At 72.7% G+C, this 25,152-nt stretch carries 21 protein-coding genes; 8 read left to right on the forward strand and 13 right to left on the reverse strand.

The window, feature by feature from the left end; translation table 11 throughout:
- The first annotated feature begins 13 nt into the window (after positions 1-13).
- Positions 14-811, forward strand: coding sequence for an SDR family NAD(P)-dependent oxidoreductase (locus OYE22_RS13775; protein WP_277320676.1), 798 nt, complete (start codon positions 14-16; stop codon positions 809-811).
- A 227-nt stretch (positions 812-1,038) separates the two neighbouring features.
- Here the strand turns inward: OYE22_RS13775 and OYE22_RS13780 are convergent, their stop codons facing one another.
- Entirely contained in the window at positions 1,039-1,905 is an 867-nt protein-coding gene (locus OYE22_RS13780) for an aldo/keto reductase (RefSeq protein ID WP_277320677.1), read from the reverse strand.
- A gap of 385 nt (positions 1,906-2,290) precedes the next feature.
- Between OYE22_RS13780 and OYE22_RS13785 the strand changes: the two genes are divergently transcribed.
- Entirely contained in the window at positions 2,291-3,415 is a 1,125-nt protein-coding gene (locus tag OYE22_RS13785) for an amidinotransferase (protein ID WP_277320678.1), read from the forward strand.
- A gap of 66 nt (positions 3,416-3,481) precedes the next feature.
- On the opposite strand, the gene OYE22_RS13790 is transcribed toward OYE22_RS13785, so the two are convergent.
- Positions 3,482-4,381 carry an NAD(P)-binding domain-containing protein gene (locus OYE22_RS13790; RefSeq protein ID WP_277320679.1) on the reverse strand — a complete coding sequence of 300 codons (900 nt, stop codon included), beginning with the start codon at positions 4,379-4,381 and terminating at the stop codon, positions 3,482-3,484.
- 50 nt (positions 4,382-4,431) lie between these two features.
- On the opposite strand from OYE22_RS13790, the gene OYE22_RS13795 reads away from it, so the two are divergent.
- On the forward strand, positions 4,432-4,797 hold the full coding sequence (locus tag OYE22_RS13795) for a helix-turn-helix domain-containing protein (RefSeq protein ID WP_277320680.1): 366 nt from the start codon (positions 4,432-4,434) through the stop codon (positions 4,795-4,797).
- Between the two features lie 351 nt (positions 4,798-5,148).
- On the opposite strand, the gene OYE22_RS13800 is transcribed toward OYE22_RS13795, so the two are convergent.
- Together OYE22_RS13800 and OYE22_RS13805 are read right to left on the reverse strand one after the other, a co-directional pair.
- On the reverse strand, positions 5,149-5,790 hold the full coding sequence (locus tag OYE22_RS13800) for a hypothetical protein (protein WP_277320681.1): 642 nt from the start codon (positions 5,788-5,790) through the stop codon (positions 5,149-5,151).
- Positions 5,791-5,965: 175 nt separating this feature from the next.
- Positions 5,966-7,159 (reverse strand): RtcB family protein, encoded by a 1,194-nt coding sequence (locus tag OYE22_RS13805; protein WP_277320682.1) that lies wholly within the window; start codon positions 7,157-7,159, stop codon positions 5,966-5,968.
- A gap of 174 nt (positions 7,160-7,333) precedes the next feature.
- On the opposite strand from OYE22_RS13805, the gene OYE22_RS13810 reads away from it, so the two are divergent.
- The 3 genes from OYE22_RS13810 (at position 7,334) to OYE22_RS13820 (ending at position 12,139) form a co-directional block, all read left to right on the forward strand.
- Positions 7,334-8,698 (forward strand): hypothetical protein, encoded by a 1,365-nt coding sequence (locus tag OYE22_RS13810; protein WP_277320683.1) that lies wholly within the window; start codon positions 7,334-7,336, stop codon positions 8,696-8,698.
- A gap of 140 nt (positions 8,699-8,838) precedes the next feature.
- Positions 8,839-9,645 (forward strand): hypothetical protein, encoded by an 807-nt coding sequence (locus OYE22_RS13815; protein ID WP_277320684.1) that lies wholly within the window; start codon positions 8,839-8,841, stop codon positions 9,643-9,645.
- A 394-nt stretch (positions 9,646-10,039) separates the two neighbouring features.
- Complete coding sequence (locus tag OYE22_RS13820) at positions 10,040-12,139, forward strand: DUF2637 domain-containing protein (protein ID WP_277324126.1); 2,100 nt, start codon at positions 10,040-10,042, stop codon at positions 12,137-12,139.
- A 69-nt stretch (positions 12,140-12,208) separates the two neighbouring features.
- Here the strand turns inward: OYE22_RS13820 and OYE22_RS13825 are convergent, their stop codons facing one another.
- A complete protein-coding gene (locus tag OYE22_RS13825) occupies positions 12,209-12,415 on the reverse strand; it encodes a hypothetical protein (RefSeq protein WP_277320685.1) in 207 nt (68 codons plus the stop codon).
- 344 nt (positions 12,416-12,759) lie between these two features.
- Positions 12,760-14,484 (reverse strand): lysine--tRNA ligase, encoded by a 1,725-nt coding sequence (gene lysS, locus OYE22_RS13830; RefSeq protein ID WP_277320686.1) that lies wholly within the window; start codon positions 14,482-14,484, stop codon positions 12,760-12,762.
- Positions 14,485-14,676: 192 nt separating this feature from the next.
- Between lysS and argS the strand changes: the two genes are divergently transcribed.
- Complete coding sequence (gene argS, locus OYE22_RS13835; protein ID WP_277320687.1) at positions 14,677-16,464, forward strand: arginine--tRNA ligase; 1,788 nt, start codon at positions 14,677-14,679, stop codon at positions 16,462-16,464.
- A gap of 93 nt (positions 16,465-16,557) precedes the next feature.
- On the opposite strand, the gene OYE22_RS13840 is transcribed toward argS, so the two are convergent.
- From OYE22_RS13840 to OYE22_RS13870, 7 genes are all read right to left on the reverse strand, one after another.
- On the reverse strand, positions 16,558-17,013 hold the full coding sequence (locus tag OYE22_RS13840) for a hypothetical protein (RefSeq protein WP_277320688.1): 456 nt from the start codon (positions 17,011-17,013) through the stop codon (positions 16,558-16,560).
- A gap of 98 nt (positions 17,014-17,111) precedes the next feature.
- A complete protein-coding gene (locus OYE22_RS13845; RefSeq protein WP_348652213.1) occupies positions 17,112-18,878 on the reverse strand; it encodes an alpha/beta hydrolase in 1,767 nt (588 codons plus the stop codon).
- Positions 18,872-19,339, reverse strand: a complete 468-nt coding sequence (locus OYE22_RS13850; RefSeq protein WP_277320689.1) for a hypothetical protein — start codon at positions 19,337-19,339, stop codon at positions 18,872-18,874. Before OYE22_RS13850 ends, OYE22_RS13845 begins: the two co-directional genes overlap by 7 nt.
- Before the next feature lie 202 nt (positions 19,340-19,541).
- A complete protein-coding gene (locus OYE22_RS13855) occupies positions 19,542-20,108 on the reverse strand; it encodes a Uma2 family endonuclease (protein ID WP_277320690.1) in 567 nt (188 codons plus the stop codon).
- Positions 20,109-20,261: 153 nt separating this feature from the next.
- The gene (locus OYE22_RS13860; RefSeq protein WP_277320691.1) at positions 20,262-20,939 is read right to left on the reverse strand and encodes a GNAT family protein; all 678 of its coding nucleotides are present in this window, start codon (positions 20,937-20,939) and stop codon (positions 20,262-20,264) included.
- Between the two features lie 174 nt (positions 20,940-21,113).
- Positions 21,114-22,439, reverse strand: a complete 1,326-nt coding sequence (locus OYE22_RS13865) for a serine hydrolase domain-containing protein (RefSeq protein ID WP_277320692.1) — start codon at positions 22,437-22,439, stop codon at positions 21,114-21,116.
- Positions 22,440-22,558: 119 nt separating this feature from the next.
- Positions 22,559-23,566 (reverse strand): sigma-70 family RNA polymerase sigma factor, encoded by a 1,008-nt coding sequence (locus OYE22_RS13870; RefSeq protein WP_277320693.1) that lies wholly within the window; start codon positions 23,564-23,566, stop codon positions 22,559-22,561.
- Between the two features lie 232 nt (positions 23,567-23,798).
- On the opposite strand from OYE22_RS13870, the gene OYE22_RS13875 reads away from it, so the two are divergent.
- A complete protein-coding gene (locus OYE22_RS13875; protein WP_277320694.1) occupies positions 23,799-25,052 on the forward strand; it encodes an amidohydrolase family protein in 1,254 nt (417 codons plus the stop codon).
- Positions 25,053-25,152: the final 100 nt, after the last annotated feature.

Genomic DNA, 25,152 nt, shown 5'->3' on the forward strand with positions numbered 1-25,152 from the left:
CCAGGAGGTTTCCGTGACCGCACCCACCGCCGTCATCACGGGCGCGAGCAGCGGCATCGGGGCCGCGACCGCGCGCCGGTTGGCCGCCGCCGGCTACCGGGTCATCCTCACCGCCCGCCGCGCCGACCGGATCGAGGCGCTGGCCGCCGAGCTGACGGCGGCCGGGCGGCAGGCCGTCGCGTACCCGCTGGACGTCACCGACCGCGAGGCCGTGGACGCCTTCGCCGCCACGCTCGAAGACTACCCCTCCGTGGACGTCCTGGTGAACAACGCGGGCGGGGCGCTGGGCGCGGACCCGGTGGCCACGGCCGACCCGGAGGACTGGCGCACCATGTACGAGACCAACGTGCTCGGCACCCTCCACCTCACCCAGGCCCTGCTCCCGGCCCTGACCGCGACGGGCCGGCGGGCCGCGACGGAGTCGGGCGGCTCGGGCGCGGGCACCGTCGTCGTCGTGTCGTCCACGGCCGGGCTCGCGACGTACGAGGGCGGCGGCGGGTACGTGGCGGCCAAGCACGGCGCGCACGTGCTGGCCGAGACGCTGCGGCTGGAACTGTGCGGCACCCCGATCCGGGTCATCGAGGTCGCGCCGGGCATGGTGAAGACCGAGGAGTTCGCCAGCACGCGCTTCAAGGGCGACCTGGAGAAGGCCGCAGCCGTGTACGCGGGCGTCGCCGAGCCGCTGACGGCGGACGACGTCGCCGACACCATCGAGTGGGCCGTCACCCGGCCCAGCCACGTCAACATCGACCTGCTCGTCGTCCGCCCGCGCGCCCAGGCGTCCAACTACAAGGTGCACCGGGAGAGTTGATACGGGCGGTTCGCCCCACCGCTCAGGCCCGCGCCCCGGTCCGGTGACCACCGCCTCCGCCCGCTGCGACGCGGGCGGAGGCGGTCGGCGCGTGGTGCGGGGTGGCGCCCGGCGACACGGGGCGCGTGGCGCGCGGGCGGGCGTACACGCGAGCGCGCACGCACCAACGCACGCACGCACACGCACACGTACGCGCCAACACACGCGCGCACTGGCGCACCTACGTGCTAGACGGCCCGGGACAGCGCGTCGAACTCGTCGTCGGAGAGTTCGATGGTGGCGGCGCGCACGTTCTCGTCCAGGTGGGCCACGGACGAGGTGCCCGGGATCGGCAGCATCGCCGGCGAGCGCTTGAGCAGCCAGGCCAGGGCAAGTTGCGACGGGCTCACGCCGCGCTGCTCGGCCAGCGCGGCCAGCGGGCCGTCGTCCTGCGCCAGCCGCCCGGTGGCCAGCGGGTACCACGGGATGAAGCCGATGCCGTGCTCGGTGGCGTAGTCGAGCAGCGGCTCGGCCGTGCGGTCGGCCAGGTTGAACAGGTTCTGCACGGAGACGATCGGCGCCACCTTCGCCGCCTCCTCGACGTCCGCTATGGACACCTCGGAGAGCCCGATGTGCCGGATCTTCCCCTCGTCCCGCAACTCCTTCAACGCCCCGACCTGGTCCGCGAGGGGCACCTTGGGGTCGATCCGGTGCAACTGGAGCAGGTCGATCCGGTCCACGCCGAGGAAGCGCAGGCTCAACTCCACCTGCTGGCGCAGGTATTCGGGCCGGCCGACCGGGACCCACTGGTCGGGCCCGGTGCGGGTGAGGCCGGCCTTGGTCGCGATGACCAGGCCGTCCGGGTACGGGTGCAGGGCGCGCTTGATGAGCGGTTCGGCGACCGCGGGGCCGTAGGAGTCGGCCGTGTCGATGAAGTCCACGCCGAGTTCCACCGCCCGGCGCAGCACCCGTACGGCCTCGTCCGGGTCCTTCGGTTCGCCCCAGACACCCGGCCCGGTCAGTTGCATCGAGCCAAAGCCGAGGCGGGTGACCGGGAGGTCAGTGCCCAGGGTGTAATCGCCAGCCGCCAGGGCGGGTCGCTGGTCCGAGGTCACAGTGCGTCTCCTTCGCTCGTCCGTCCATGGCTGGCGGACTCCGTTCGTCGCTTGCCGCGTCCGCACGTGGGGGCACGCCGGGCGCGTACGGGGCTTCGACGGTTACCAACCGCTGATCGGCGAGGCGAATTCCGTGACCGCACGCCTCATCTCGCGCGAGGTGCCCCAGCCCGCTCCGCACCGCTCCACCCCGGGGCACGGCCGAGGGCGCCACCCCGCGCGGCCACTCCAACGGCCGCCCACCACGCTCACCCTACGAAACTCCCGCCTCACCCCGAGTTATCGTTTCCTCGATCGACAACGTCGACACGATGGTGGTGGTGTGGGTGTTCGACGCGACGAGAGTGGCGGCCAGCGGCGTCCCCGCCCCGCGCGTGGGGCCCGGGTGAGCGCGGCGCCCCCGGGCGCGGCTGGCGGCGCCGCCGGGCCCCTGGCCTCGCCGGTCAGCTCGCACAACGAGTGGGACCCGCTGGAGGAGATCGTCGTCGGGCGCCTGGACGGCGCGACGATCCCGTCCAGGCACCCCGTGGTGAGCTGCAACGTCCCGCCCTGGGCGGCCCGCCTCCAGGGGCTCGCCGCCGGCCGCCGGTACCCGCGCGCGCTGATCGAGCCGGCGCGGCACGAGCTCGACCAGTTCGTCGCCCTCCTGGAGTCCCTCGGCGTCACGGTCAGGCGGCCGGACCCGGTCGAGCACCGGAGGCGCTTCGGCACCCCCGACTGGACCTCACGCGGCTTCTGCAACACCTGCCCGCGCGACAGCATGCTCGTGGTCGGCGACGAGATCATCGAGACCCCGATGGCCTGGCCGTGCCGGTACTTCGAGACACACTCGTACCGCACGCTTCTGAAGGACTACTTCCGGCGCGGCGCGCGCTGGACGGCGGCGCCGAGACCACAGCTCACCGACGCGCTGTACGAGGAGGGCTTCCGGCCGCCGGGCCCCGGCGAGCCGATGCGCTACATCCTGACCGAGTTCGAACCGGTCTTCGACGCGGCTGACTTCGTACGCGCCGGCCGCGACCTGTTCGTCACCCGCAGCAACGTCACCAACCGGATGGGCATCGACTGGCTGCGCCGCCACCTCGGCCCCGGCTACCGCGTCCACGAGGTGGAGAGCCGCTGCCGCACGCCGATGCACATCGACACCACGTTCCTGCCGCTCGCGCCGGGCAGGGTGCTGGTCAACCCGGAGTACGTGAACGTCGACCGGCTGCCCGACGCCCTGCGCTCGTGGGACGTGCTGGTCGCCCCCGAGCCCGACCCGCTGCGCGAGCCCCTGTTGCGGACGACCTCGCTGTGCGGCAAGTGGCTCAGCATGAACGTCCTCATGCTCGACGAGAAGCGGGTGATCGCCGAGCGGCACCACACCGGCATGCTGCGCGCCCTGGAGCGCTGGGGCTTCGAGCCCGTCCCGTGCGACCTGCTCCACTACGCGCCGTTCGGCGGCTCGTTCCACTGCGCGACACTCGACATCCGGCGCCGGGGAACCCTGGAGAGCTACTGCTCCTGAGCCCTCGGCCGCCGGCCCCCGCGCGGACGGGGCGGCCCGTGGCCGCGCGGGGGCCGGCGCCACCGCTCAGACGTGGCGACCCATCAACTCCGCCAGACGGGACAGCTCGTCGCCGCCGTGGCCCAGGCCGATGGCCCGGCGGGTCAGGCCCTCCGCCGCGCGCATGACGCTCGCGTCGATGCCGTGCGCCTCGGAGGCGTGGACGATGTGGGTCATCGTCGACGCGGCCGACGTGAGCGGGTTGATCTTGGCGGTGAAGGTGCCGTTGTCGACCTCGGCGGCGGCCTCGTCGAAGGCCGGCGGCAGGATGGCCGCGATGCCCTTGGCGAACGGCGCCAGTTCCTGGCCGCTGATGCCCTCGGCCCGGGCGATGGCCAGGGCGTGCGTGTAGCCGGTCATCGCGGTCCACCAGATGTCGAGCAGGGCGATGTCGAACGCGGCCGCCCGGCCGATGTCCTCGCCGAGGTGGGTGTGGGTGCCGCCCAGCGCGTCCAGGACCGGCTTGTGCTCGCCGTACAGCTCCTGCGGGCCGCTGTGCAGGAACACGGCGTCCGGCGTGCCGATGGTGGGGGCCGGCGTCATGATCGCGCCTTCGAGGTAGTCGACGCCGTGCTCGGCCGCCCACGTCGCGGCCTCCCGAGCCCGGTCGGGGACGTCGGCCGAGAGGTTGACCAGGGCGCGGCCCTTGAGCGCGGCCGTGACCTCGGGGCGGCGCAGCACGGAGTCCGCAGCGTCGTAGTTGACCACGCACACGACGACCAACGGGCTCGCCGCGACCGCCTCTTCGGCGGACCCGGCGCCGACCGCGCCGCGTTCGACCAGCTCCTGGTCCCGGCCCGGCGTGCGGTTCCAGACCGTCGTGGCCACCCCGGCCGCCAGGAAGGCGCCGGCCAGAGCCCGCCCCATCGGGCCGAGACCGATCACCGTGACGGCAGACTGGGGGGTGGAGGGGGTGTGTGCAGACATGCTTCAGCTCCCGTGCAGGATGAGAGATCTCGATGAGGAAGGTGGTGGCGATGGCACGCATGCGGGCGCAGGACCCGAACGTGTGCGGGGTGACCGCCGCGATCGCGGTGATCGACGGCAAGTGGAAGACGGCCTTGCTCTGGGCACTCGAAACCGGTCCGCGTCGACCGGGCGAGTTGCGTCGGAAGCTGCCAGGGCTGTCCGAGAAGGTGCTGACTCAGGCGCTACGCGAGATGGAGACCGACGGCCTGGTCCACCGCGAGGTGCACGACGTCCTGCCGCTCAAGACGGTGTACACCCTGACGGAGTTCGGCAGGGACCTCTCCAAGGCCCTGGCACCGGTCTCCGACTGGGGCCACCGCCGGCTGGACATCCTCGCCGCGCAACAGTCCGCTGACGAACACGCGGTCTCCTGACCCGTCAAGCCATCAACCCATCACACCTTCTCGCCTCCGTGGCAACGGCCGGCCTCACGGCCGTACGACCGCCGGCTTCGACCGTCCGGCCGTCCGGCCGTGCCACCAGGTTCCCCCGTACGCGGCCCGCCGCCTAGTACCCACAAAAAGGTGGCTACCGCCGCTCGCCGGTCCACGGCCCGGGCCGCCCCGTCGGCGCGCCCGCTCAGCACGGCCCGGCCACCGTCCGGCCCCCGCACAGCGTTCCGCCCCCGCTGGCCTGGGCCCAGCGGGGGCGGAACGAGCCGAAGGCGTCGCGTACGGGAACGGGGGCGGGCGCGGCGCTGCCTGGGGGCGGCCCCGCCGCCCGTCTCACCCCGGCCGTCCGGGCCGGAGGATGGCCTCGCTGCCGATCGGTGTGAACCCCACGGCGAGGAACGCCCGGAGGGAGCGCGCGTTGCCTGGGGAGACGGCGGCGAACACCGGCTCACCAGCGGGAACGAGGGTGAGCGCGGCGCGCAGGAGAGAGCGGCCCGCTCCCGCGCTGGGGCTGTCCGGGCTGTCGAGTTCGATGCTCAGCTCGCGGCGGCCGGCCAGCCCGCGCGCCAACGTGACGAGGCCGCGTTCGTCGCCGTGGACGGCGACGTCGGTACGGAGTTCCCTGGCGTAGCGGACGCGCGGATGGTCGTCGGCGTCCAGGCGTGGGGGCAGCCGGGGTGGGCCGGGGAGCCCGCGCGCGACGAGTACGGCGTCCGTCACCCCGACCCACCCCTTCGGGCCGGCCAGGTGGCGCAGGAAGTCGGGCGCCATGGAGCCGCCGTAACCGTCGGGCCCCTGGGCGTGGACCTCGGCGGCGGGCAGAGCGGTGGCGACGACGGCGTGCGCGGTGAAGGCGGCCGAGCACTCCAGCCCGTGCGCCAGCGGCGGCAGGACCGTCACCTGCCCGTCCGCTGGGGGGAAGCGCCCGTCGGCGGCGTCGAGGAAGTACGTCAGCAGGGGGTGCGGCCCGTTCATGCGGCCACATCATGCACGGCGCGTGAGGCTGACCGCCGACGGGGGCCGGGCACCGAGGCCGGCGACCAGCAGGCCCGGCACCCCGACGCCCGGGCCCGCGCCCCCGTCACGCCGCCACGCCGCCACGCCGTCACGCCGTCACGAGCGGAGGCGCGGACACGCGGGCCACGGGCCGTCAGCCCTTCACGCAGACGACCTGCTTCAGCTTGGCCACCACCTCGACCAGGTCCCGCTGCTGGTCGATGACCTTCTCGATCGGCTTGTACGCGCCCGGGATCTCGTCCACCACGCCGGAGTCCTTCCGGCACTCCACGCCGCGCGTCTGCTCCTCCAGGTCCCGCGTCGAGAAGCGCTTCTTCGCGGCGTTGCGGCTCATCTTCCGGCCCGCGCCGTGCGAGGCCGAGTTGAAGGACGCGGCGTTGCCGAGGCCCTTCACGATGTACGAGCCGGTGCCCATCGAGCCCGGGATGATGCCGTACTCACCCGCGCCGGCCCGGATCGCGCCCTTGCGGGTGACCAGCAGGTCCATGCCGTCGTAGCGCTCCTCGCTGACGTAGTTGTGGTGGCAGGAGATGACGTCGTCGAAGGTGACCCTGGCCTTGCGGAACTCGCGCCGCAGCACCTCCTGGAGGAGCGCCATCATGATCGACCGGTTGTGCTTGGCGTACTCCTGCGCCCAGAACAGGTCGTTGCGGTACGCCGCCATCTGCGGGGTGTCCGAGACGAAGACGGCCAGGTCACGGTCGACCAGCCCCTGGTTGTGCGGCAGCTTCTGGGCCTCGCCGATGTGGTACTCGGCGAGCTCCTTGCCGATGTTGCGGGAGCCCGAGTGCAGCATCAGCCACACCGCGCCCTCGCCGTCCACGCAGACCTCCACGAAGTGGTTGCCGCCGCCGAGCGTCCCCATCTGCTTGGTCGCCCGCTCCTGGCGGAACTTCACCGCGTCGGCCACGTCGTCGAACCGGGACCAGAAGTCGTCCCAGCCCGCCGTCGGCAGCCCGTACAGCTTCCCCGGCTCCACCGGCGCGTCGTGCATGCCCCGGCCCACCGGGATGGCCTGCTCGATCTTGGAGCGCAGCCGCGACAGGTCGTCCGGCAGGTCGCGGTCGGTCAGCGACGTCCTGACGGCACTCATGCCGCAGCCGATGTCCACCCCGACCGCCGCCGGGCACACCGCGCCCCGCATGGCGATGACGGAGCCGACCGTGGCCCCCTTGCCGTAGTGCACGTCGGGCATGACGGCCAGGCCCTTGATCCACGGGAGCGTCGCGACGTTGCGAAGCTGCTGCATCGCGACGCCCTCCACGGTGGCAGGGTCAGCCCACATGCGAATCGGCACGTGGGCGCCCGATACCTCTGTGTACGTCACGACATACTCCATTCCCCCGCGAAAGACAGAAAAAAGACAGAAAAGTCAAAAGCCGGACCTGGCGTCACATTCATGGCCGCGAACCGGCGAACGCGCTAGCGGTTGAGGTAAACATTGTCTCCATCGGCCGCCCTGGCGCGGCAACCAGTTTTCCGGGGAAGGGAGCCGCGGACAGTGCAGCGAAGGCCGTACGTTCCAGGCACCGCGCTGACCGCCGCCGTGCTCGTCACGGGGCTCGCCGGATGCAGCGGCGAGACCAGCGCCCAAGGCGCCGACGACGGCAAGACCGGGGGTTACAGCTCCACGGCCAACGTCCGGCCGGGCAAGTTCCGCACCCTTCCCGAGCCCTGCGGCACGGTCGGCGGGGACAGCCTGCGCTCCCTGCTGCCCGGCCTTGAGGACCAGGACGAGGCGACCCAGAAGACGGTGTTCGAGGGCCAGCCGGCCGTCACGTACGACACCGACCGGCGCGTCGGCTGCCGCTGGAAGCTGACGACCCCGGAGGGCTCCCGGCACCTGACGCTCGACTTCGAGCGCATCGTCTCCTACGACCCGCAGGAGGGCGACGACGACCGGGCCGCCGCCGCGTACGCGAAGAAGGCGGCGGCGGCGAAGATCCCGCTGGAGACCGCGAGCCCGAGCCCCGGCCAGAGCGGACCCGGCGGGACGGGCACCGAGACGCCGGCGCCCGGGGCGTCCGAGCCCGGCGGGACGGGCGGCGCGTCGCCGCGCGGCGAAGACGAGGGCGCGGACGGAGACGCGGAAGAGGACGGGCCGGAGATCGTGCGGGGCTCGGGCGACGCCCCGGACGGCGACCCCCGTACGGACCCGGAGCGCACGGCGGACGTGGCCTCCTGGCGCCTGGCCTCCACGGTCGACGGCGGCAGCGGTGTTGGCGACGACGACGGTGACGGTGACGGCGTTCGTGGCGGTGCCGTCCGCGCCGGGCTCACCCGCGCCCATGACGTCAGCCCCGCCGACCCGGCGGGGCCGGCCGACCCGGCGGGCACCACGGGCGCGGCCGGTACGGCGGAGCTGCGGGCCGACCGGGTGCGCGAGGACGCCGTCGTGGCCCCCGCGGCGGACACCGAACCGGCCGAGAAGCCCGCCGCAGGCTCCGACCAGGACGCCGCCGACTCGCCCACGCCCCCCGCCCAGACACCCGCCACCCCCTCCGCCCCCGGCGCCAGCGCGACCCCGGGCGGCGAGGAGCAGGGCGACGGTGGCGAGTCGGGCGACGAACAGGGTGACGGGCAGGGCGACGAGGGTGAGGAAGGGGACGCGGGCGAGGAGGCGGTCGACCTGTCCCCCCGGCGACTCGACGGGATCGGCGACGAGGCGTTCCTGAACGACGAGTTCAGCACCGGCGACTCCGGCGTCCACCGCGACATCACGATCGTCTTCCGATCCTCGAACGTCATCGTCACGCTCGAGTACGACCAGTGGTCCACCGACCCACGGCACGTGCCCAGCAGCGCCGAGCTACAGGACAAGGCCCAGGACCTGGCCCGCAAGCTCCCCGGGCACTTCGGCGACTAGCCCGGCGAGTACCGTCACGGTTCGGCCGACCGGACACCGCGACCGCGTACCGTGCCGAACGAGTCACGCGGCGGGACGGCCGCCCACCGACAGAGAATGAGCGAAGGACCATGCCCCGAACAGCACCGAGACTCGCCCGAATGCTCGCCTGCGCAGCCGTACCGGCGATGCTCGTCGCAGGCTGCTCGTCCGACTCGGGTGACAAGGACCCGAAGGACGACGCGTCGAAGTCGGCCACCACCAGCCCGTCGCCGACCGTGGCCCCCGCGAAGTTCGCCAAGCTCCCCGAGGTCTGCAAGACGCTGCCGAAGAAGATGGTGGGCGACCTCGTCCCGCACGCGAAGGACGAGAAGGGCAAGACGCTGCCCTCGGCCAACATCAACGAGTCCGCGAGCTGCCTGTGGTCCGGCCTCGACGGGTTCCAGTACCGCCAGCTCACCGTCTCGCTGAAGCTCTTCCCCTCCGATGTCGGCCTCGGCACGGGTGACAAGCGCGCCGCCGCGTACGCCAAGCAGCAGGTCGAGAAGGCCGGCACGGCCGACGGCGCCAAGGGCGCCAAGACCGGTGCGACCAGCGGTATCGGCGACGAGGCGCAGACCGTGGCGACGACCACGAAGAAGGACGGCGACGAGTTCAAGAACGAGACCGTCGTCTCCCGCACGGCCAACGTGGTCGTCACGGTCGAGTACCGCGGCGCCGGCTACGAGGACGCGAAGCCGCCGAAGCCCGAGGACCTGGCGAAGGGCGCCCAGAAGGCCACCAAGGAGGTGGTGCTCAAGGTCGCCGACGCGAACGGCGCCGTGGCCCCCGACGAGGGCGCCACGGGCGGCGACACCGGCGACGGAAAGACCGATGACAAGGCCGACGAGGCCGACGAGAAGGCCGACGACGCGAAGAACGGCGACAAGGCCGACGCGGGCAAGGGCGCGCGCCCGGCGGGCAACTGACCTCCGCGAGCCGGGAGGCCGGCCGCCGGCGCGTTCCCGCGGGCGGGCGCGGGTTCCGGTGTGGGTGTGGGCCAGGCACCGCGCGCCCGGCCGCCGGGCGGGTGGTCGCGCCATGCCCGCCCCGGTACGCCGGCACCGGGGCCCACCCCGCCCCGCCTCGTCCCCGTGCCGCAGGGGGACGAGGCCGGGTTCCGGCGTGCGCGGTCAGGGGTGGAAGCGTGCTGACCGGGCGCGTGACCACGCGGGTCTCATACGGGGTGGACGCGGGCGATAAGGAAGCGGAACGGGGCGCCTCCGTACGTCTGTTCGGCCCTGGTCGCACTCCTGGCTTGACGCGTATGCCAGGCTTGGCGCGCTAGTTGCCGAGGGCGGGGAGGGATCGCGGGTGGCCGCGATGCAATTGACGCGCACACACCGAATACTTATCGGGGTGATCATCGCCGGTGCGGCGGTGATCGCCGCGATCGGGTTCGTGGGTTCCTACGCCGCGGTCCGTGACCTCGCGCAGGACAAGGGGTTCGGCAGCTTCGCCAACGTCTTCCCGATCGGCATCGACGCCGGAATCGTCGTCCTGCTCGCCCTCGACCTGCTGCTGACGTGGATTCGCATCCCGTTCCCGCTGCTGCGGCAGACGGCGTGGCTGCTGACCGCCGCCACCATCGCCTTCAACGGCGCCGCCGCCTGGCCCGACCCGCTGGGCGTCGGGATGCACGCGGTCATCCCCGTCCTGTTCGTCGTCGCCGTCGAGGCCGCCCGGCACGCCATCGGCCGCATCGCGGACATCACCGCCGACCGGCACATGGAGTCGGTCCGCGTCGCCCGCTGGCTGCTCGCCCCCGTCCCCACCTTCCGGCTGTGGCGCCGGATGAAGCTGTGGGAACTGCGCTCGTACAACGAGGTCATCCGGCTGGAGCAGGACCGCCTGGTCTACCGCGCCCGGTTGCGCGCCCGCTTCGGCCGGGCCTGGCGCCGCAAGGCACCCGTGGAGTCCCTGATGCCGCTGCGGCTGGCCCGCTACGGCGTCCCCATCTCGCAGACGGCCCCGGCCGGGCTCGCCGCCGCCGGGATCGTCATCCCGCCGGAGATGGCGCTGGCCACGGGCGAGGCGATCAGCGGCGCGGCGGAGCCGGTCGCCGCCATCGAGGCGGCGGGCACCGTGGAGCGCGCCGACGCCGCCGCCAAGGCCGACGCCGGCGCGGCCACGGCCGGCGGCGCGGGCCAGCGCGGGCGCACCTCGGGGGCCACGGCGCCCGCGGCGTTAGCGCCGGCAGCCGACGCGTCGAAGGCGCCGAAGGCATCGGACGAGGCGCACGCGGCCCACGCCGCCCAGGCGACGCGGGACGCGCGGGCGGGGCAGGACGCGCCGGCGGCGCAGGACGCACCGGACGCCCAGGGGGCGCCGGACGCGCGGCACGGGGGTGCGGCGAAGGCGACGGGCCCTGGCCCTGGCCCGGTCAACGGTGTGAGCACGCGTAAGAACGAGAGCGGCGCGGCCGGCCCGGCGAACGGTACGGACAGGGCGAACGGGTCGCGGGCGGCGGCCGCGCCGCAGGCCCCCGCCGCGCCGCAGGCCACGGGCGCCGGTGAGGTCGCGCGCGCCGCGCAGGCCACGGGCGCGCCCTCGGCGGCGCAGCCGTCCGCCACCATCCCCGCCCCGCGCGCGGCGCACGCCGGGGCTCACCCGGAGGCCGGCGCGCGCCCGGAGGCCGGAGCGGGTCGCGAGGCAGCGGCCGCCAGCCCGGCGACCGAGCCGGGGCGGGAAGCGGGTGGCGGTGCCGGCGGCCCGGAGGCGGGCGTGGCCGCGGAGGGCGTCGGGCCCGACGGTGGGCCCGTGACGGTCCCGGTCGGCTCCGGCGGACGGCGCCGCGCGCTGGGCAACGCCCAGTACGTGGGCTACCCGGCCGTGGCGGGCGGGTATGCGGACGAGCGGCCGTACACCGCCGACCCGCAGGCCAGCGCCGATCCCCAGGCCGTCGCCGCCGCGCAGGCCGCCGCCGCGCGGCGCGCCGAGCGCCCCGCCCCGTACGACGACCGCCACCCCGACGACCGCCACCCCGACCAGCGCCAGCAGCCCGGCCAGCAGTCCGGCCACCCGCACGACCAGCAGCGCGCGGGCGACGGGCGGCGTCCGGACGGCGCCGGCGACCGGGCGCGGGACGCGGCGGCCCGCGACCAGCGCGACGGGCGGCGCCCGGCCCAGGCCCCCGAGTTCCCGCCGGACGCCACGCAGGAGATCGCGCTGTCAGCGCTGCCCGAACTCTCCACGCTGCCCGAGGACGTGCCGCGCGACGAGGCGTTCTACGGGGCCTTCCGGCGGTTCGTGACGGAGCACGGGGCGTTCCCCGACTCCCGCCAGTTCAGCCGCTACCTGCTCGACCACTACGGCATCGCCGGCGTGGGCGGCGGCCCGATGCCCGCCCACGGCCTCCGCCGCGAGATCCGCGAGCTGCGCGAGCGCTACCGCATGGAGATGGAGACCGAGCACATCCCGTAGCCCCCCGGCTGCCCGCGACCCCGGCTCCCTTGGGGCCGGGGCCTGAGCCCCGGCGGCCCGGGCCCGGGTTCAGGCCCGTTTGCGGGAGGCGCGCCCGGACTCGCCCCACGCGGCGAGCACGAGGCCGACCACGACGAGGGCCACATAGCCACCGGACGGGATGTCGAACCACTGCTGGAGTACGCCCCACGGCTTCTCGCCGACGACGCGCCCGACCACACCGAGCGTGCCTTGGATGGCGACGACTATTCCGACGATGCCCACAATCTCTCGCATGGCCCAAGCGTCCCCGGCCCACCCCCGCCCCCGCGTCCTCCCGGCGGCCGAAGCCGAGGTCAGCCGAAGGGTGCAGTACCCGCCCGCCCCACTCCCCCACACCCCGGCCACGGGCTGACCTCGGCCCCCACCGACCAACAGGCCGACAGGCCAACAGGCCAACAGGCCGACAGACCGGCAGGCCGGCAGGCCGGACAGGGCAACAGGCCGAACGGACGCGGGGCGGCGGCCCGTGGGAAACCCCACGGGCCGCCGCCCCGCGCTCACCTGTGCGAGCCGCCCGGCCCCGGTCGGACCCGCCGGGCCAGCCGGGACGACCCGGAACCCCAGCCGGTGGCCGGCCGCTACGCGCCCAGCAGGCGACGCACCCGGTCCGCGCCCACGGCGAGCAGCAGCGTCGGCAGTCGCGGGCCCGTGTCGCGGCTGACCAGCAGCCGGTACAGCAGGGCGAAGAACGTCCGCTGGGCCACCTTCAGCTCCGGCGTCGGCTTCGCGTCCGGTTCCAGGCCGGCCTGCACCTTGGGCACGCCGTAGACCAGGGTGGTCAGGCCGTCGAGCGACCAGTGCGTGTCGAGGCCGTCGAGCAGCAGCCGCAGCGACTCGCGGCCCTGCTCGTCCAGCGAGCCGAGCAGTTCCTTGTCCGGCTCGTCGCGGACGAGGGTGCGCTGGTCGGCCGGGACGTGCGTGGAGATCCAGCTCTCGGCGCGGTCGAGCCGGGGTCGCACCTCGTCCAGGCTGGCGATCGGGTTGGCCGGGTCCAGTTCGCTGAGGATGCGCAGGGTCTGGTCCTCGGCGCCCGCCGTGACGTCCACGACCGAGGCGAGCGTGCGGTACGGCAACGGGCGCGGCGTGCGCGGCAGCTCGCCGGCCGCCGTGCGGGCCGCGCGGGAGTGCGCGGCGGCGTCGGCCGGCAGCGCCGTACCGTCCGCCACCTTGGCCTCCAGCTTGTCCCACTCGTCGTACAGCCGCTGGATCTCCTGGTCGAAGGCGATCTTGAAGGACTGGTTGGGCCTGCGGCGCGCGTACAGCCAGCGCAGCAGCGGTGCCTCCATGATCCGCAGCGCGTCGGCCGGGGTCGGCACGCCGCCACGCGAGGAGGACATCTTGGCCATCCCGGAGATGCCGACGAACGCGTACATCGGCCCGATCGGCTGCTCGCCGCCGAAGATGCCCACGATCTGCCCGCCGACCTGGAACGACGAGCCGGGCGACGAGTGGTCGACGCCCGAGGGCTCGAAGACGACGCTCTCGTACGCCCACCGCATCGGCCAGTCCACCTTCCAGACCAGCTTGCCGCGGTGGAACTCGCTCAGCCGCACGGTCTCGCCGAAGCCACACGCCGAGCAGGTGTACGTCAGCTCGGTGGTCTCGTCGTCGTACGCCGTGACGGTGGTCAGGTCCTTGCCGCAGTCCCCGCAGTACGGCTTGTACGGGAAGTACCCGGCCGTGGTGGCCCCGTCGTCCTCGGCCGCGGCGCCGGAGCCCTCGGCGGCCTCCAGCTCCGCCTCGTCCACCGGCTTCTGCGACTTCTTCGGCGGCGCCTTCTTCGTGCGGTACTGCGCGAGGATCGCGTCGATGTCCCCACGGTGCTTCATGGCGTGCAGCACCTGGTCGCGGTAGACGCCCGAGGTGTACTGCTCGGTCTGGCTGATCCCGTCGTACTCCACGCCCAGCTCGGCCAGCGCGTCGGCCATCGCGGCCTTGAAGTGCTCGGCCCAGTTCGGGTGCGGGGAGCCGGCCGGGGCCGGGACGGCGGTGAGCGGGCGGCCGATGTGCTCGGCCCACGACTCGTCCACGCCGGGTACGCCCGCGGGCACCTTGCGGAACCGGTCGTAGTCGTCCCACGAGATCAGGTGGCGCACCGCGTGGCCGCGGCGCCGGATCTCGTCCGCCACCAGGTGCGGGGTCATGACCTCCCGCAGGTTGCCGAGGTGGATCGGGCCGGAGGGGCTGAGGCCCGAGGCGCAGACGACGGGTTTGCCCGGGGCGCGACGCTCCGCCTCGGCAATGACCTCGTCAGCGAAACGGGAGACCCAGTCGGCCTCGATGCTCTGAGCCACGGTCGGCACTTCCTTCCTTGCGGTCCTGGCGGTGACCATTCTCCCAGACGGCGGGGGTCGGACCCGGGGTCGCCCGGCGCCCCCGGGGCGCTTCGCCACCCACCGCCACGGACCGGAGCGCGGTTTAACAGAAAACCGAGCGGCCCCGGCGTGGAATACTTGACTGACCCTTCGCACCTCTAAAGGAATGGCACCCCTGTTATGGCCTCGGTCCCTTCCCTTGCCGCTACGGTCCACCAGCGCGTCGCGAACGCCCTCTCGGCAGCCCTGCCGGAGGTCGGTTCCGTCGACCCGCTGCTGCGACGAAGCGACCGGGCCGACTTCCAGGCCAACGGGCTGCTCGCCCTCGCGAAGAAGCTGAAGGGCAACCCGCGCGAGCTGGCGGCCCAGGTCGTGGGCGTGCTCGAGGGCACCGCCGAGGGCACCGAGCGCCCCGCGGACGACGTGGTCCGGGAGGTCGAGGTCTCCGGGCCCGGCTTCCTCAACATCACCATCAGCGACCAGGCCATCGGGCGCACGCTGGCCGCCCGCGCCGCCGACGCCCGGCTCGGCGTCCCGTACGCGGAGCACCCGGGCACCACCGTGATCGACTACGCGCAGCCCAACGTGGCCAAGGAGATGCACGTCGGCCACCTGCGCTCGGCCGTGATCGGCGACGCCGTGGTGCGCATCCTGGAGTTCTCGGGCGAGCAGGTGGTCCGCCGGCACCACATCGGCGACTGGGGCACCCAGTTCGGCATGCTCATCCAGTACCTGATCGAGCACCCGCACGAGCTCGACCACGGTGGCGACGGCGAGGTCTCCGGCGAGGAGGCGATGTCCAACCTGAACCGGCTCTACAAGGCGTCGCGGGTGCTGTTCGACTCCGACGAGGAGTTCAAGGCCAGGTCCCGGGACCGGGTCGTGGCCCTGCAGTCGGGTGACGAGGAGACGCTCGCGCTGTGGCAGCGCTTCGTGGACGAGTCGAAGATCTACTTCTACTCCGTCTTCGACAAGCTCGACATGGAGATCCGGGACCCGGACGTGGTCGGCGAGTCCGGCTACAACGACATGCTCGACGAGACCTGCCGGCTCCTTGAGGAGTCGGGCGTCGCGGTCCGCTCGGAAGGCGCGCTGTGCGTGTTCTTCGACGAGTTCAAGGGCCCGGACGGCAAGCCGACCCCGCTGATCGTGAAGAAGTCCAACGGCGGTTACGGCTACGCGGCCACCGACCTGTCGGCCATCCGCGACCGCGTCCACAGCCTCAAGGCGAACACGCTGCTGTACGTCGTGGACGCCCGGCAGTCGCTGCACTTCCGGATGGTCTTCGAGACCGCGCGCCGGGCCGGCTGGCTGGGCGAGGACGTGCGGGCGGTGCAGTTGGCGTTCGGCACGGTGCTCGGCAAGGACGGCAAGCCGTTCAAGACCCGGGAGGGCGAGACCGTACGGCTGGTCGACCTGCTCGACGAGGCGGTCGACCGGGCGGCGGTCGTGGTCCGCGAGAAGGCCCAGGACCTCACCGAGGAGGAGATCGCCGAGCGCGCGGCCCAGGTCGGCATCGGCGCGATCAAGTACGCGGACCTGTCCACGTCGGCCGCCCGGGACTACAAGTTCGACCTGGACCAGATGGTCTCGCTCAACGGCGACACGAGCGTCTACCTCCAGTACGCGTACGCCCGTATCCAGTCCATCCTCCGCAAGGCCGGCGACACCCGCCCCGCCGCCCACCCGGAGCTGACCCTCGCCCCCGCCGAGCGCGCGCTCGGCCTGCACCTGGACCAGTTCGCGGAGACGCTGGCCGAGGTGGCGGAGGCGTACGAGCCGCACAAGCTCGCCGCCTACCTCTACCAACTGGCCTCGCACTACACCACGTTCTACTCGGAGTGCCCGGTCCTGAAGGCCGAGACCCCCGCCCAGGTAGAGAACCGCCTCTTCCTGTGCGACCTCACCGCCCGCACCCTTCACCAGGGCATGGCCCTCCTCGGCATCCGCACCCCGGAACGCCTCTGACCCTCCGGGCCCGGCCCCGCTCCGGCCTGGCCCGCCCCGCCGCCCCGTCTGCCACGCGACCGCGTGGGAGGCGGGGCGGTGGTGTGTGGGGGGTCAGTAGCCCGTCTCCTCCCCGTCGGGGACCTGGTAGCAGGCGGAGGTGAGGCTTACCGAGAGAAGGGGCCTTTCCAACTGGGAGTTGGGCGCCGGTTCGAGTAGCGCTACATAAACGGAAAACTTATCCAGCTTGTTGTTTCCCTTGAGATAGCGGTCCCTGGCTTCAGTTTCCTCCCGTCCGTGTTCGGCGATCTCCCATCCGTGCTTTGGCATCTCGGCCACGAGCCGATCCATTGCGCTATGCGACTCGGTCGCTGATGGTCCCGCAAGTGACCAGAAGTTGTTGATGCGGTAGAACTTGTCCGCATCACGGTCGCCGCACAGCCCCACCACATTTCCCGGCGGCCTCAGGTCGCCCCGCAGGTCCACAATCCTTAGCAGACCGCGCGACAAGGCATTTGACCGAACCTTCACGTCATCTGTGCTCTTCACAGCAGGCTCTTCTTCATTCATTCCCGAGCACCCCGAAACTCCAATCACCAGAGCAAGTACCGCAGCCATGAAGGTAAGTACTGGACGAGCCGTATGACGTGACACCCGACGCGACGCCTTCACCAAGTTTCCTTTTTGACTCGGCTGTACTCTCCGACGACAACCCGTGCCTGGTTCTTCAAGCTCTCGGAATCCTCGTCCCAGTAGCCGCTATGCCCATCGGTGTCTGTCCGCATCTGATGCGCGCCGAAACGGTCGTCGCTCGGTATGACGGAGTCGAGTCCCGAATCCCAGTGGTATTCCTTGTGCCCATGCGCTACGCGTCCGGCCTCGGGAATCCAGTCCCCCTGCGCCTCCTCGTTCCAGACGTGCCCCTCGGGCACATCCAGGTCCGTCGCCCGCCCCACTCGCACGCCCGGACTGCCGGTCAGGATGACGTCGTCCGCATGGAGGTCGCCCTGGCGGGCAGCGGTGCCGGTCAGCGTACTGCCGTAGCTGTGACCCGCGACGGTGAGATGCCCGGGGGAATCCGTCGCACGTGATGCGTGGATGCCGTCGACGAATCTATTCAGGTCCGAAGCGCCGTGATCCGCGTACTTCGAATAGGCGGCTTGTTTGACACCCTGGGGCGCATCGTAGCCGAGCCAGGTGATCGTGGACACGCTCTTCCCGTCTGCTGTGGAATCGGCGGCGACCCACAGGTTCGTCATGCGTTTGATGTCGTGCGCGAAGTTCCCCAAGCCAGCATCCGTACCCGGCACGTACACCGCCGTGTGGTCGGCGGTGTCCGGGTTGCCGTTGGCGATGACGGCGCGCCCCCGGCCCTCCGAGGAGAAGGCCAGCAGGTAGGCGCGCGGGAAGCGGTCGTCTTCTGGCCCCAGATCGTTGCGCGCGAAACGGTTCTGGATGTCCCCCATCCCCTTGAGTGACGCTTCGAGTTGGGACCTCTTGTCGCCCCACTTCTTGTCCCAGGCGATCCACTCGGCCGTCCTGGTCGCGATGGGGCTGCCCACCCGGCCGGGCTGGATCTTGATCGGCTCCGGAGGTATCGCGTTGAGCTGCGTCTGGTAGTCGGCGCGCTTCTCGGCGAGGACCGCGCGGTTGGCCTCGTCGCGGACCGTGGCCGGGAGGCCGTCCAGGGCGCCGACGCTGGCCGGGTGGAGCGCGATGTAGTCCGCCTGCTCGTCCTGCGAGAGGCCCTTCCACCAATCCGCGTTCTCCTTGGGGGACTTGTCCTTCGGAATGTCCCCCGCGGTTACGTGATCGGCCGCGCCGCGCACCGCGGCCATGTCCCGCTGGGCGTCCACCCACTCCGCGTCGGAGACGTTCAGGTCGCTGTCGGCGTGCAGCCGGCCCAGCGCCCGTGCGTACCGGGCGTCCGCCTCGGTGGCCTCCCTGAGCGCGGTTCCGATGCGGTCGACGTACTCCTGTGCCTTGGCCCGCTTGGGGTCCGGGTCCGATCCGATGACCACGCTGGGCCTGCTGCCCCGCACGCTCTGGTGGGGCGCGAGGGGCGCCGCCGGGTCCTTGTCGACCCAGTGCACCGAACCGTCCGACTCCACGGTGAACTGTTCGGCCTCGGCGTCCGCCACGGCGTCGGCCAGCTTCTGCTGCGCGGAACGCAGCTCGCCGGCCAGGCCGTTGAGGGCCGTACGGATCAGCCCGGTCTCCACCTGGGCGTGGTGGCAGCTCCGCGCGAGCTCGTGCAACCGCTCGACGGCGGCGTCCACGCCCTCCCCCGTCACGGCGAGCTGTAACCGCGTGGCGATCTCGTCCGTCACGCGCCCCTTGGCCGCGCCCGCCGCGCTGCTGAGGCGGTGCCATCCGTCGGCCGCGTCCTCCAGTTCAGCCGGGCGTAAGTCCCTGAGCTGGTCGAACGTCACCACCGGGACTGGCCCCCTTCGCCCGGCGTGGGCCGGCCGACCCCGGGCTGGCCGTCCGGAGCGGCGTCCCGGCTCTTGAACGCGTCTTTGACCGCGTCGTCGGTGCGGTAGTACGACTGGGCGGCCTTCTCCATTTTCCCCTGCACGTCGTCGCACTCCCGCTGCATGAGTTCGACCTTGCGTTTCCACGACTGGAAGACGCTGCGCTGTGCCGTCGCGCTGAGCAGACCCGTCACGCCAGCGTCACCGCTGCCGGTGCCGCGCTGCCCCTCGGAGAGTCCGCTCACCGCCGTACGCAGGTCACCGCGCACGGCCCGTACGCCCTCAGACGCCTGGCTCCAGGCGCGCTTGGACTGCCGCAACCGCCCCTGGGCCTCGCCTCCGCCCGGCCCGTCGGCGCTCGCCAACCGCAACCGGGTCGACGCCTCCCCCTTGAGTTCCGCCCATTCCTGATCGAACGTCACGTGTCTCCCCCCAGGCCCCCGTGCCACGGCATGCACCGTTGACTCCTTGGAGCATGAACGTAACAGGCTGTGCAAGCTCGGGGGTGGGTGGGCTCGAATTCGGCGCCGGACGGCGAGACCGCTGGTTACGGGAGGCACCTGCGGGGGCGGCTGCCACAACAGAAGCCCGCTGGCGCACAGGATCGTTCGGGGGACCCGGGCATCAGGCGTACCGCACGAACCCGTCGGTAGCGATCTTCAAGCCCAGGGCCGCCAGTTCGACACCCTCGCCGAACCGCCCGCGCAGGCTGCCTAGGAACTCGCCGTCGCGGGGCGTGGTGCGCAGAGTCCAGGTGCCGTCGCGCGGATCGATCAGCAGGTAGGCCGGGATGCCGGCGTCCGCGTACCAGGTGACCATGGACCGCGTGTCCTTGGTGCTGTTGCCCTTGGAAACGACCTCCACGACCAGTTCTACATCCGCCGGGTCAGCCAACCAGTCGTCCGACTCACCGAATGCGGCATCGCAGACCATGAGGTCGGGGGTGGCGTAGTCGTCGGCATCGTCCGGGAGGGAGACGGAGGCGACCTGGAAGGCGTCCAGGTGGGCGGGCAGGCTGCCCAGCAGTTGCTTGGCGACCGCGTTGATGATGCCCGCGTGCTTGCCGCACGGGGGCGGGGCGGTCACAAGCACCCCCCTGATGATCTCGACGCGCAGAGCGCTGGCCTCCTCCACGGCCTCAGCGGCGCGGCGCAGCGGTGTCATGGCCCGCTCGGCGGGCGAAAGGGCCATAGCCGGCACTCTCCTCTCCTGCGGAAACAGTAGTGGCGGTACCGTGCGTGAGCTGGAGGCTTGAGCACACCACGGGGCCGACCTCACCATGCCCCCGCCACGCGCGGAGAGCCCCCTCCCGGGGAACCCTCAGCCCGCCCCGTCCGCCACCACCTACGCGGCAGCGTGGGAGCCGTGCTCCGCCGACATGCTGCCGGGTGAACCAACGCCCGCCGCGTCGGCCTCCGCCTGCCCGCCTGCCGCCAGGCGGCGCTTCAGTCGGTCCCGGGCCGGCGGCCACTCGTCGGCGAGCATCGAGTAGTACACGCTGTCCCGCCAGGTGCCGTCCGGCATGGCCATGTGGCGGCGGAGCAGGCCCTCGCGGTGGGCGCCGAGGCGGGCTATCGCCTCCTGGGAACGCGCGTTGAGGTGATGGGTCTTCCACTGCACGCGGCCGACGCCCAACTCCTCGAAGGCGTGGGTGAGCAGGAGCAGCTTGGCCTCGGTGTTCACCGCCGTGCGCCAGACCTGTCGGCCGTACCAGGTGCCGCCTATCTCCAGCCGCTCGTCGCGCACGCTGATGTCGAGGTAGGACGTCTGGCCGACGGCGCGCCCCGTCTCGCGCAACACGGCCGCCCACAAAATGGCTTCCTTGGCCTCGTCGGCGAGCTGCCCCGCGACGATCTCGCGCAGCTCGGCCTCCGTGCGCGGCATGGGGTGGTTGAGCCAGCGCCAGACCTCCTCGTCACCGCCGCCGGCGCGGAAGAGATCCGGCACGTGGTCGAGGGTCAGCGGCTCCAGCCGCACGGTGCGACCCTCAAGAATCCTGGGGACGGGCTTCACGGAGAGCATGCGAAAAGGCTAGCCCGCTTACGTACTAGCTGCAAGGGGTTTTTGCCCTAGAACAATAAGCCCGGTGCGTGCCCCCAGCACCCCAGCACCCCAATGCCCGCCCCGCCCCGGCCCGCATGGCACAGGCCGACGCGGGCTGGGGCGGACTGGGCCGGGCCGACGCGGGTGGGCAGGTCAGCGCCGCGTGCCGCACAGGGTCTGGTCGAGCAGGCTCTGGAGGGAGCGCTCGGCCTTCATCAGCCACGCGTCGTCGGACGCCTTGCCGCTGGCCGCGATCACCACGCCGCGCTTGCCGTCGGCGGTGAAGCCGGTGCGTACGGTGCCGCCCTCGACGTCGCCGCCGTGACCCCAGCGGTACCCGCCGCAGGCCAGCGGCTGGCGCATCAGCCCGAGCCCGTACCGCAGCCCCGGCATGACCTGGTCGAAGTCCGCCGACACGGGGACGACCTCGCGCATCTCCCTGAGCTGCTCGGCCGGCAGCAGGTCGCCGGTCAGCAAAGCGGTGTAGAAGCGGTCCAGGTCGCGTTCGGTGGTCACCAGCGCGCCCGCCGCGTCGCCCCACGACATGTTGCGCACCGTGGTGTCCGTGAGTCGCTGCGAGCCGGGGAACTGCTGGTAGATGTGAGCGTGCGGGCCCCGCAGGTACGGGTCGTCGCCGGGTGCGTAGGTGCCCTTCAGGCCGAGCGGCTTCACGATCCGCTGCCTGACCTCCTCGCCCCACGGCCGCCCCGTGACCTTCTCGATGATCATTCCGAGGAGCACGTAACCGGGGTTGGAGTAGTTCCAGTTGGGCGTGGGGTCGTCGGGGTCGGCCGGGTCGAAGTCCGGCTTGTGGCGCAGGGCGCCGGCGATGAGCTGCTCCGGCTCCAGGTGCTCCAACCTCGTCCGCTCGAAGTCGGCGGCGGTGTTCCCGGTGTCCTCGGTGCGGTCGTAGTTGTACAGACCGCTGGTGTGCTGGAGCAGGTGTCGGATGGTGATGCGCCGGCCGTCGTTGCCGTTCCCGGTGATCAGGCCGGGCAGCCAGTCGTGGACGGTGTCGTCGAGTGACAGCTCGCCCTCGGCGACGAGTTGCAGGACGACCACGGCGACGAACGACTTGGTGGTGCTCCCGCCACGGAAGGAGGCCCCGGCCGGCACGGGGCGGCCCGTGTTCAGCTTCGCCTCGCCGGCCCGGGCGGTGGTGTGCCGGGTGCCGTCGCGTACGTCCACCGACACGTTGACGTACCCGGCCTCGCGCAGCGTGCGCTCCACGGCCCGTCGCAGTTGTCCCTGGGTGAGCGGCTTGCGCGTCGCCTCGTTGGTGCCGGCGGTGTCGGACGAGGTGGTTCCCGTGCCCGCTCCGGGCTCCGCGATCCCCGTGCTGGTGGCCTGTTGGGAGGACGGTGCGCGGGAGTCGTCGGCGGCGATCGCGGGCGCGGAGGCCGCGAGTCCGGCCATCGTCGCGGTCAGCGCGACGGCGGCGGTCAGGCGTACGCGGGGCGCTTTGATGCGTGGGTTCATGGCCTCCAGCGTCCCGGCCGGGCCGGCGCGCGGCCATGCGGAGAGCGCCCCAACGCGCCGGGGAATAACCCGAATTCACCCTGGTGTATCTGTCGACACGCGCGACTGGGACCCTGCTCCTACAGCCCACGTGCCCCGATGAGTTTGTCGGGGTTCGTTATGGAGTAAACGGCGGTGATCCGGCCGTCGTCAGGCGCGAGGTCCACGATGAGCACGGCGAGCGGGCCGGCGTCGGTGACGACGAGCACGCACGGGTCGCCGGCCGCCCGACACGGGCGCAGGCGCGGCGGGTTCGGGGGCAGCGCGCCGGCGATCGCCAGGAACAGCGCCACCACCCGTTCGCGGCCGCGTACGGGCCGGGCGCTGACCGCGGGTCCCTTGCCCCCGCCGTCGGTCCACAGCGTGACGTCCGGCGCCAGGACCCGCAGCAGCGCCTGGAGGTCGCCGCCGAGAGCGGCCTCGGCGAACCGCGCCGTCGCCTCGGCCTGACGGCCGGGTTCGGGCCGGTGGCGGGGGTGGCGCGCGTGGACGTGGCGGCGCGCACGGACCGCGAGTTGGCGCACCGCCGCGGGGGACCGGTCGAGGGCGTCCGCGATCTCCGGGTGGCCGAAACCGAAGACCTCGTGCAGTACGAACACCGCCCGCTCCAACGGCGACAGCGTCTCCAGGACCACCAGCAGCGCCATCGACACGGCCTCGGCGCGTTCGACGGGTCCGCTGGCGTCGTCCTCGGTCACGAACAGCGGCTCCGGCAGCCAGCACCCCACGTACGTCTCCTGGCGGCGCCGCAGGTCGGCGCGGCGGGCCAACGCCTGGTGCACCGCCGCGCGCACCAGGTAGGCCCGGTCGTTGACGACGGGCCCGGCGGTCGGCGCCCGGTGTCGGGCGGCCCAGGCGAGCCACACCTCCTGGAGGGCGTCCTCCGTGTCGGCGACGCTGCCCAGCATGTTGTAGATCACCGAGAACAGCAGGCGCCGCAGGCGCAGGAACCGTTCGGTCACGGCCTCGTCGGTCGCCCCGTCCCCCGCCGTCGTCTCCGTCACCTCCGTCACTTCCCCCTCTGCCACCGTTTCGGCCGCCGCCAACGCCTCGTTCGCCACGGCCGCCTGGATCGGGGTCACCGTCATGTCCGCCTCCTCCTTCGTCAGTGACGACGTCCGGTCACGACACCGGTCACGGCATCAGTCATCACACCGGTCATCACGCCGGTCACGACCGTAGAGACCCGCCGCCCCGCACGTGTGACACGCGGAAGCCCCGTTATGGCGCACGTCACCTCGCCGGCCGCCGATGTCACAGCCGACGGCCCCGGCCGCTCAACGCTGGCATCCGGGACAACACGACTGGCAGGAGATCCCGATGCGCACACTGATCCGCGATGTCACGGTCTTCGACGGCGAGCGCACCACCGCGCACGTCACCGTGGAGCTGACGAACGGTCTGATCACCTCCGTACGACCGGAACGGGCGGGCGCGACCGACGCGCGGTCTGCCGCACCGGCCGACACCCCGACCGCCGCGCCGGCCGGCACCCCGGCCACCGCACCCGGCGCCGACGCGGTCGACGAAGACGCCGTCGACGGGGCCGTCGAGGAGGTCGACGGCCGGGGAAAGACCCTGCTGCCGGGGCTGATCGACGCGCACACCCACGTCTTCGACGGCAGCCTGAGCCAGGCGCTGCGGTACGGGGTCACCACCGAACTCGACATGTTCTGCCTGCCGCACGTGCTGCCCGGCCAGCGGCGGTTGGCCGCCGACCGGGACGACGTGGCCGACCTGCGTAGCGCGGGCACGCTGGCGACGGTCCCCGGCGGTCACCCGACGCAACTGCTGCCGCACCTGCCCGGGGTCCCCGACGGGCCGGTGGCCATCGACGTCATCGACGACCCGGCCCGGGCGACGGAGTTCGTACGGGCCCGACAGGCCGAGGGGGCCGACTACCTCAAGATCGTCATCGATGACGGCTCCGTGCACGGCACCGACCTGCCGGCCATGACGCCGGAGCTGGCCACGGCGCTCACCTCGGCGGCGCACGCCGTCGGGCTGCGGGTCATCGCGCACGCCATCACCGGGGCCGAGGTGGTGACGGCCCTCGACGCCGGCGTGGACGGCCTGGCCCACGTGTGGACCGACCTCGCGCCGGGCGACCCGGCCTCGCGGCGGCTGGCCGAACGGGTCCGCTCGGCGGGGGTCTTCACCGTCACCACGCTCGCCTACTTCGAGGCGATCACCGAACGGGGAAGCCGGGCCCCGGTCTGCGCCCGCCCGGGCAGCCTCGGCAACGCCGTGGGCGCCGTACGGGCCCTGCGCGAGGCCGGGGCCCCTCTGCTCGCCGGGACCGACGCGACCCCGTACGATCCGGGCCACGGCAGCGGCATGCACCGCGAGCTGCTCCTGCTCCGCCGGGCCGGCCTGAGCCCCCGCGCGGCGCTGGCCGCCGCGACCAGCCTGCCCGCGCGCCACTTCGCCCTGACCGACCGCGGCCGGATCGCCCCCGGCCTCCGCGCCGACCTGGTGCTCGTGGAGGGCGACCCCACCCGGGACATCGCCACGATCACCGCCCTCACCGACGTCTGGCGCCGTGGCGTACGCCACGCACACCCCGCGCCCTGAGCCATCCGCGATCCTCCCCCGAGGGGCGGGCGGCATGATCGGGGTGCGAACCGGCCGCGCGTCGTACCGTGGCGAGCGGGCGCGGGCGGGAAAAGGGCGA

Origin of the sequence: Streptomyces sp. 71268 (genome assembly GCF_029392895.1) — a bacterium.
Classification (GTDB): Bacteria; Actinomycetota; Actinomycetes; order Streptomycetales; family Streptomycetaceae; genus Streptomyces.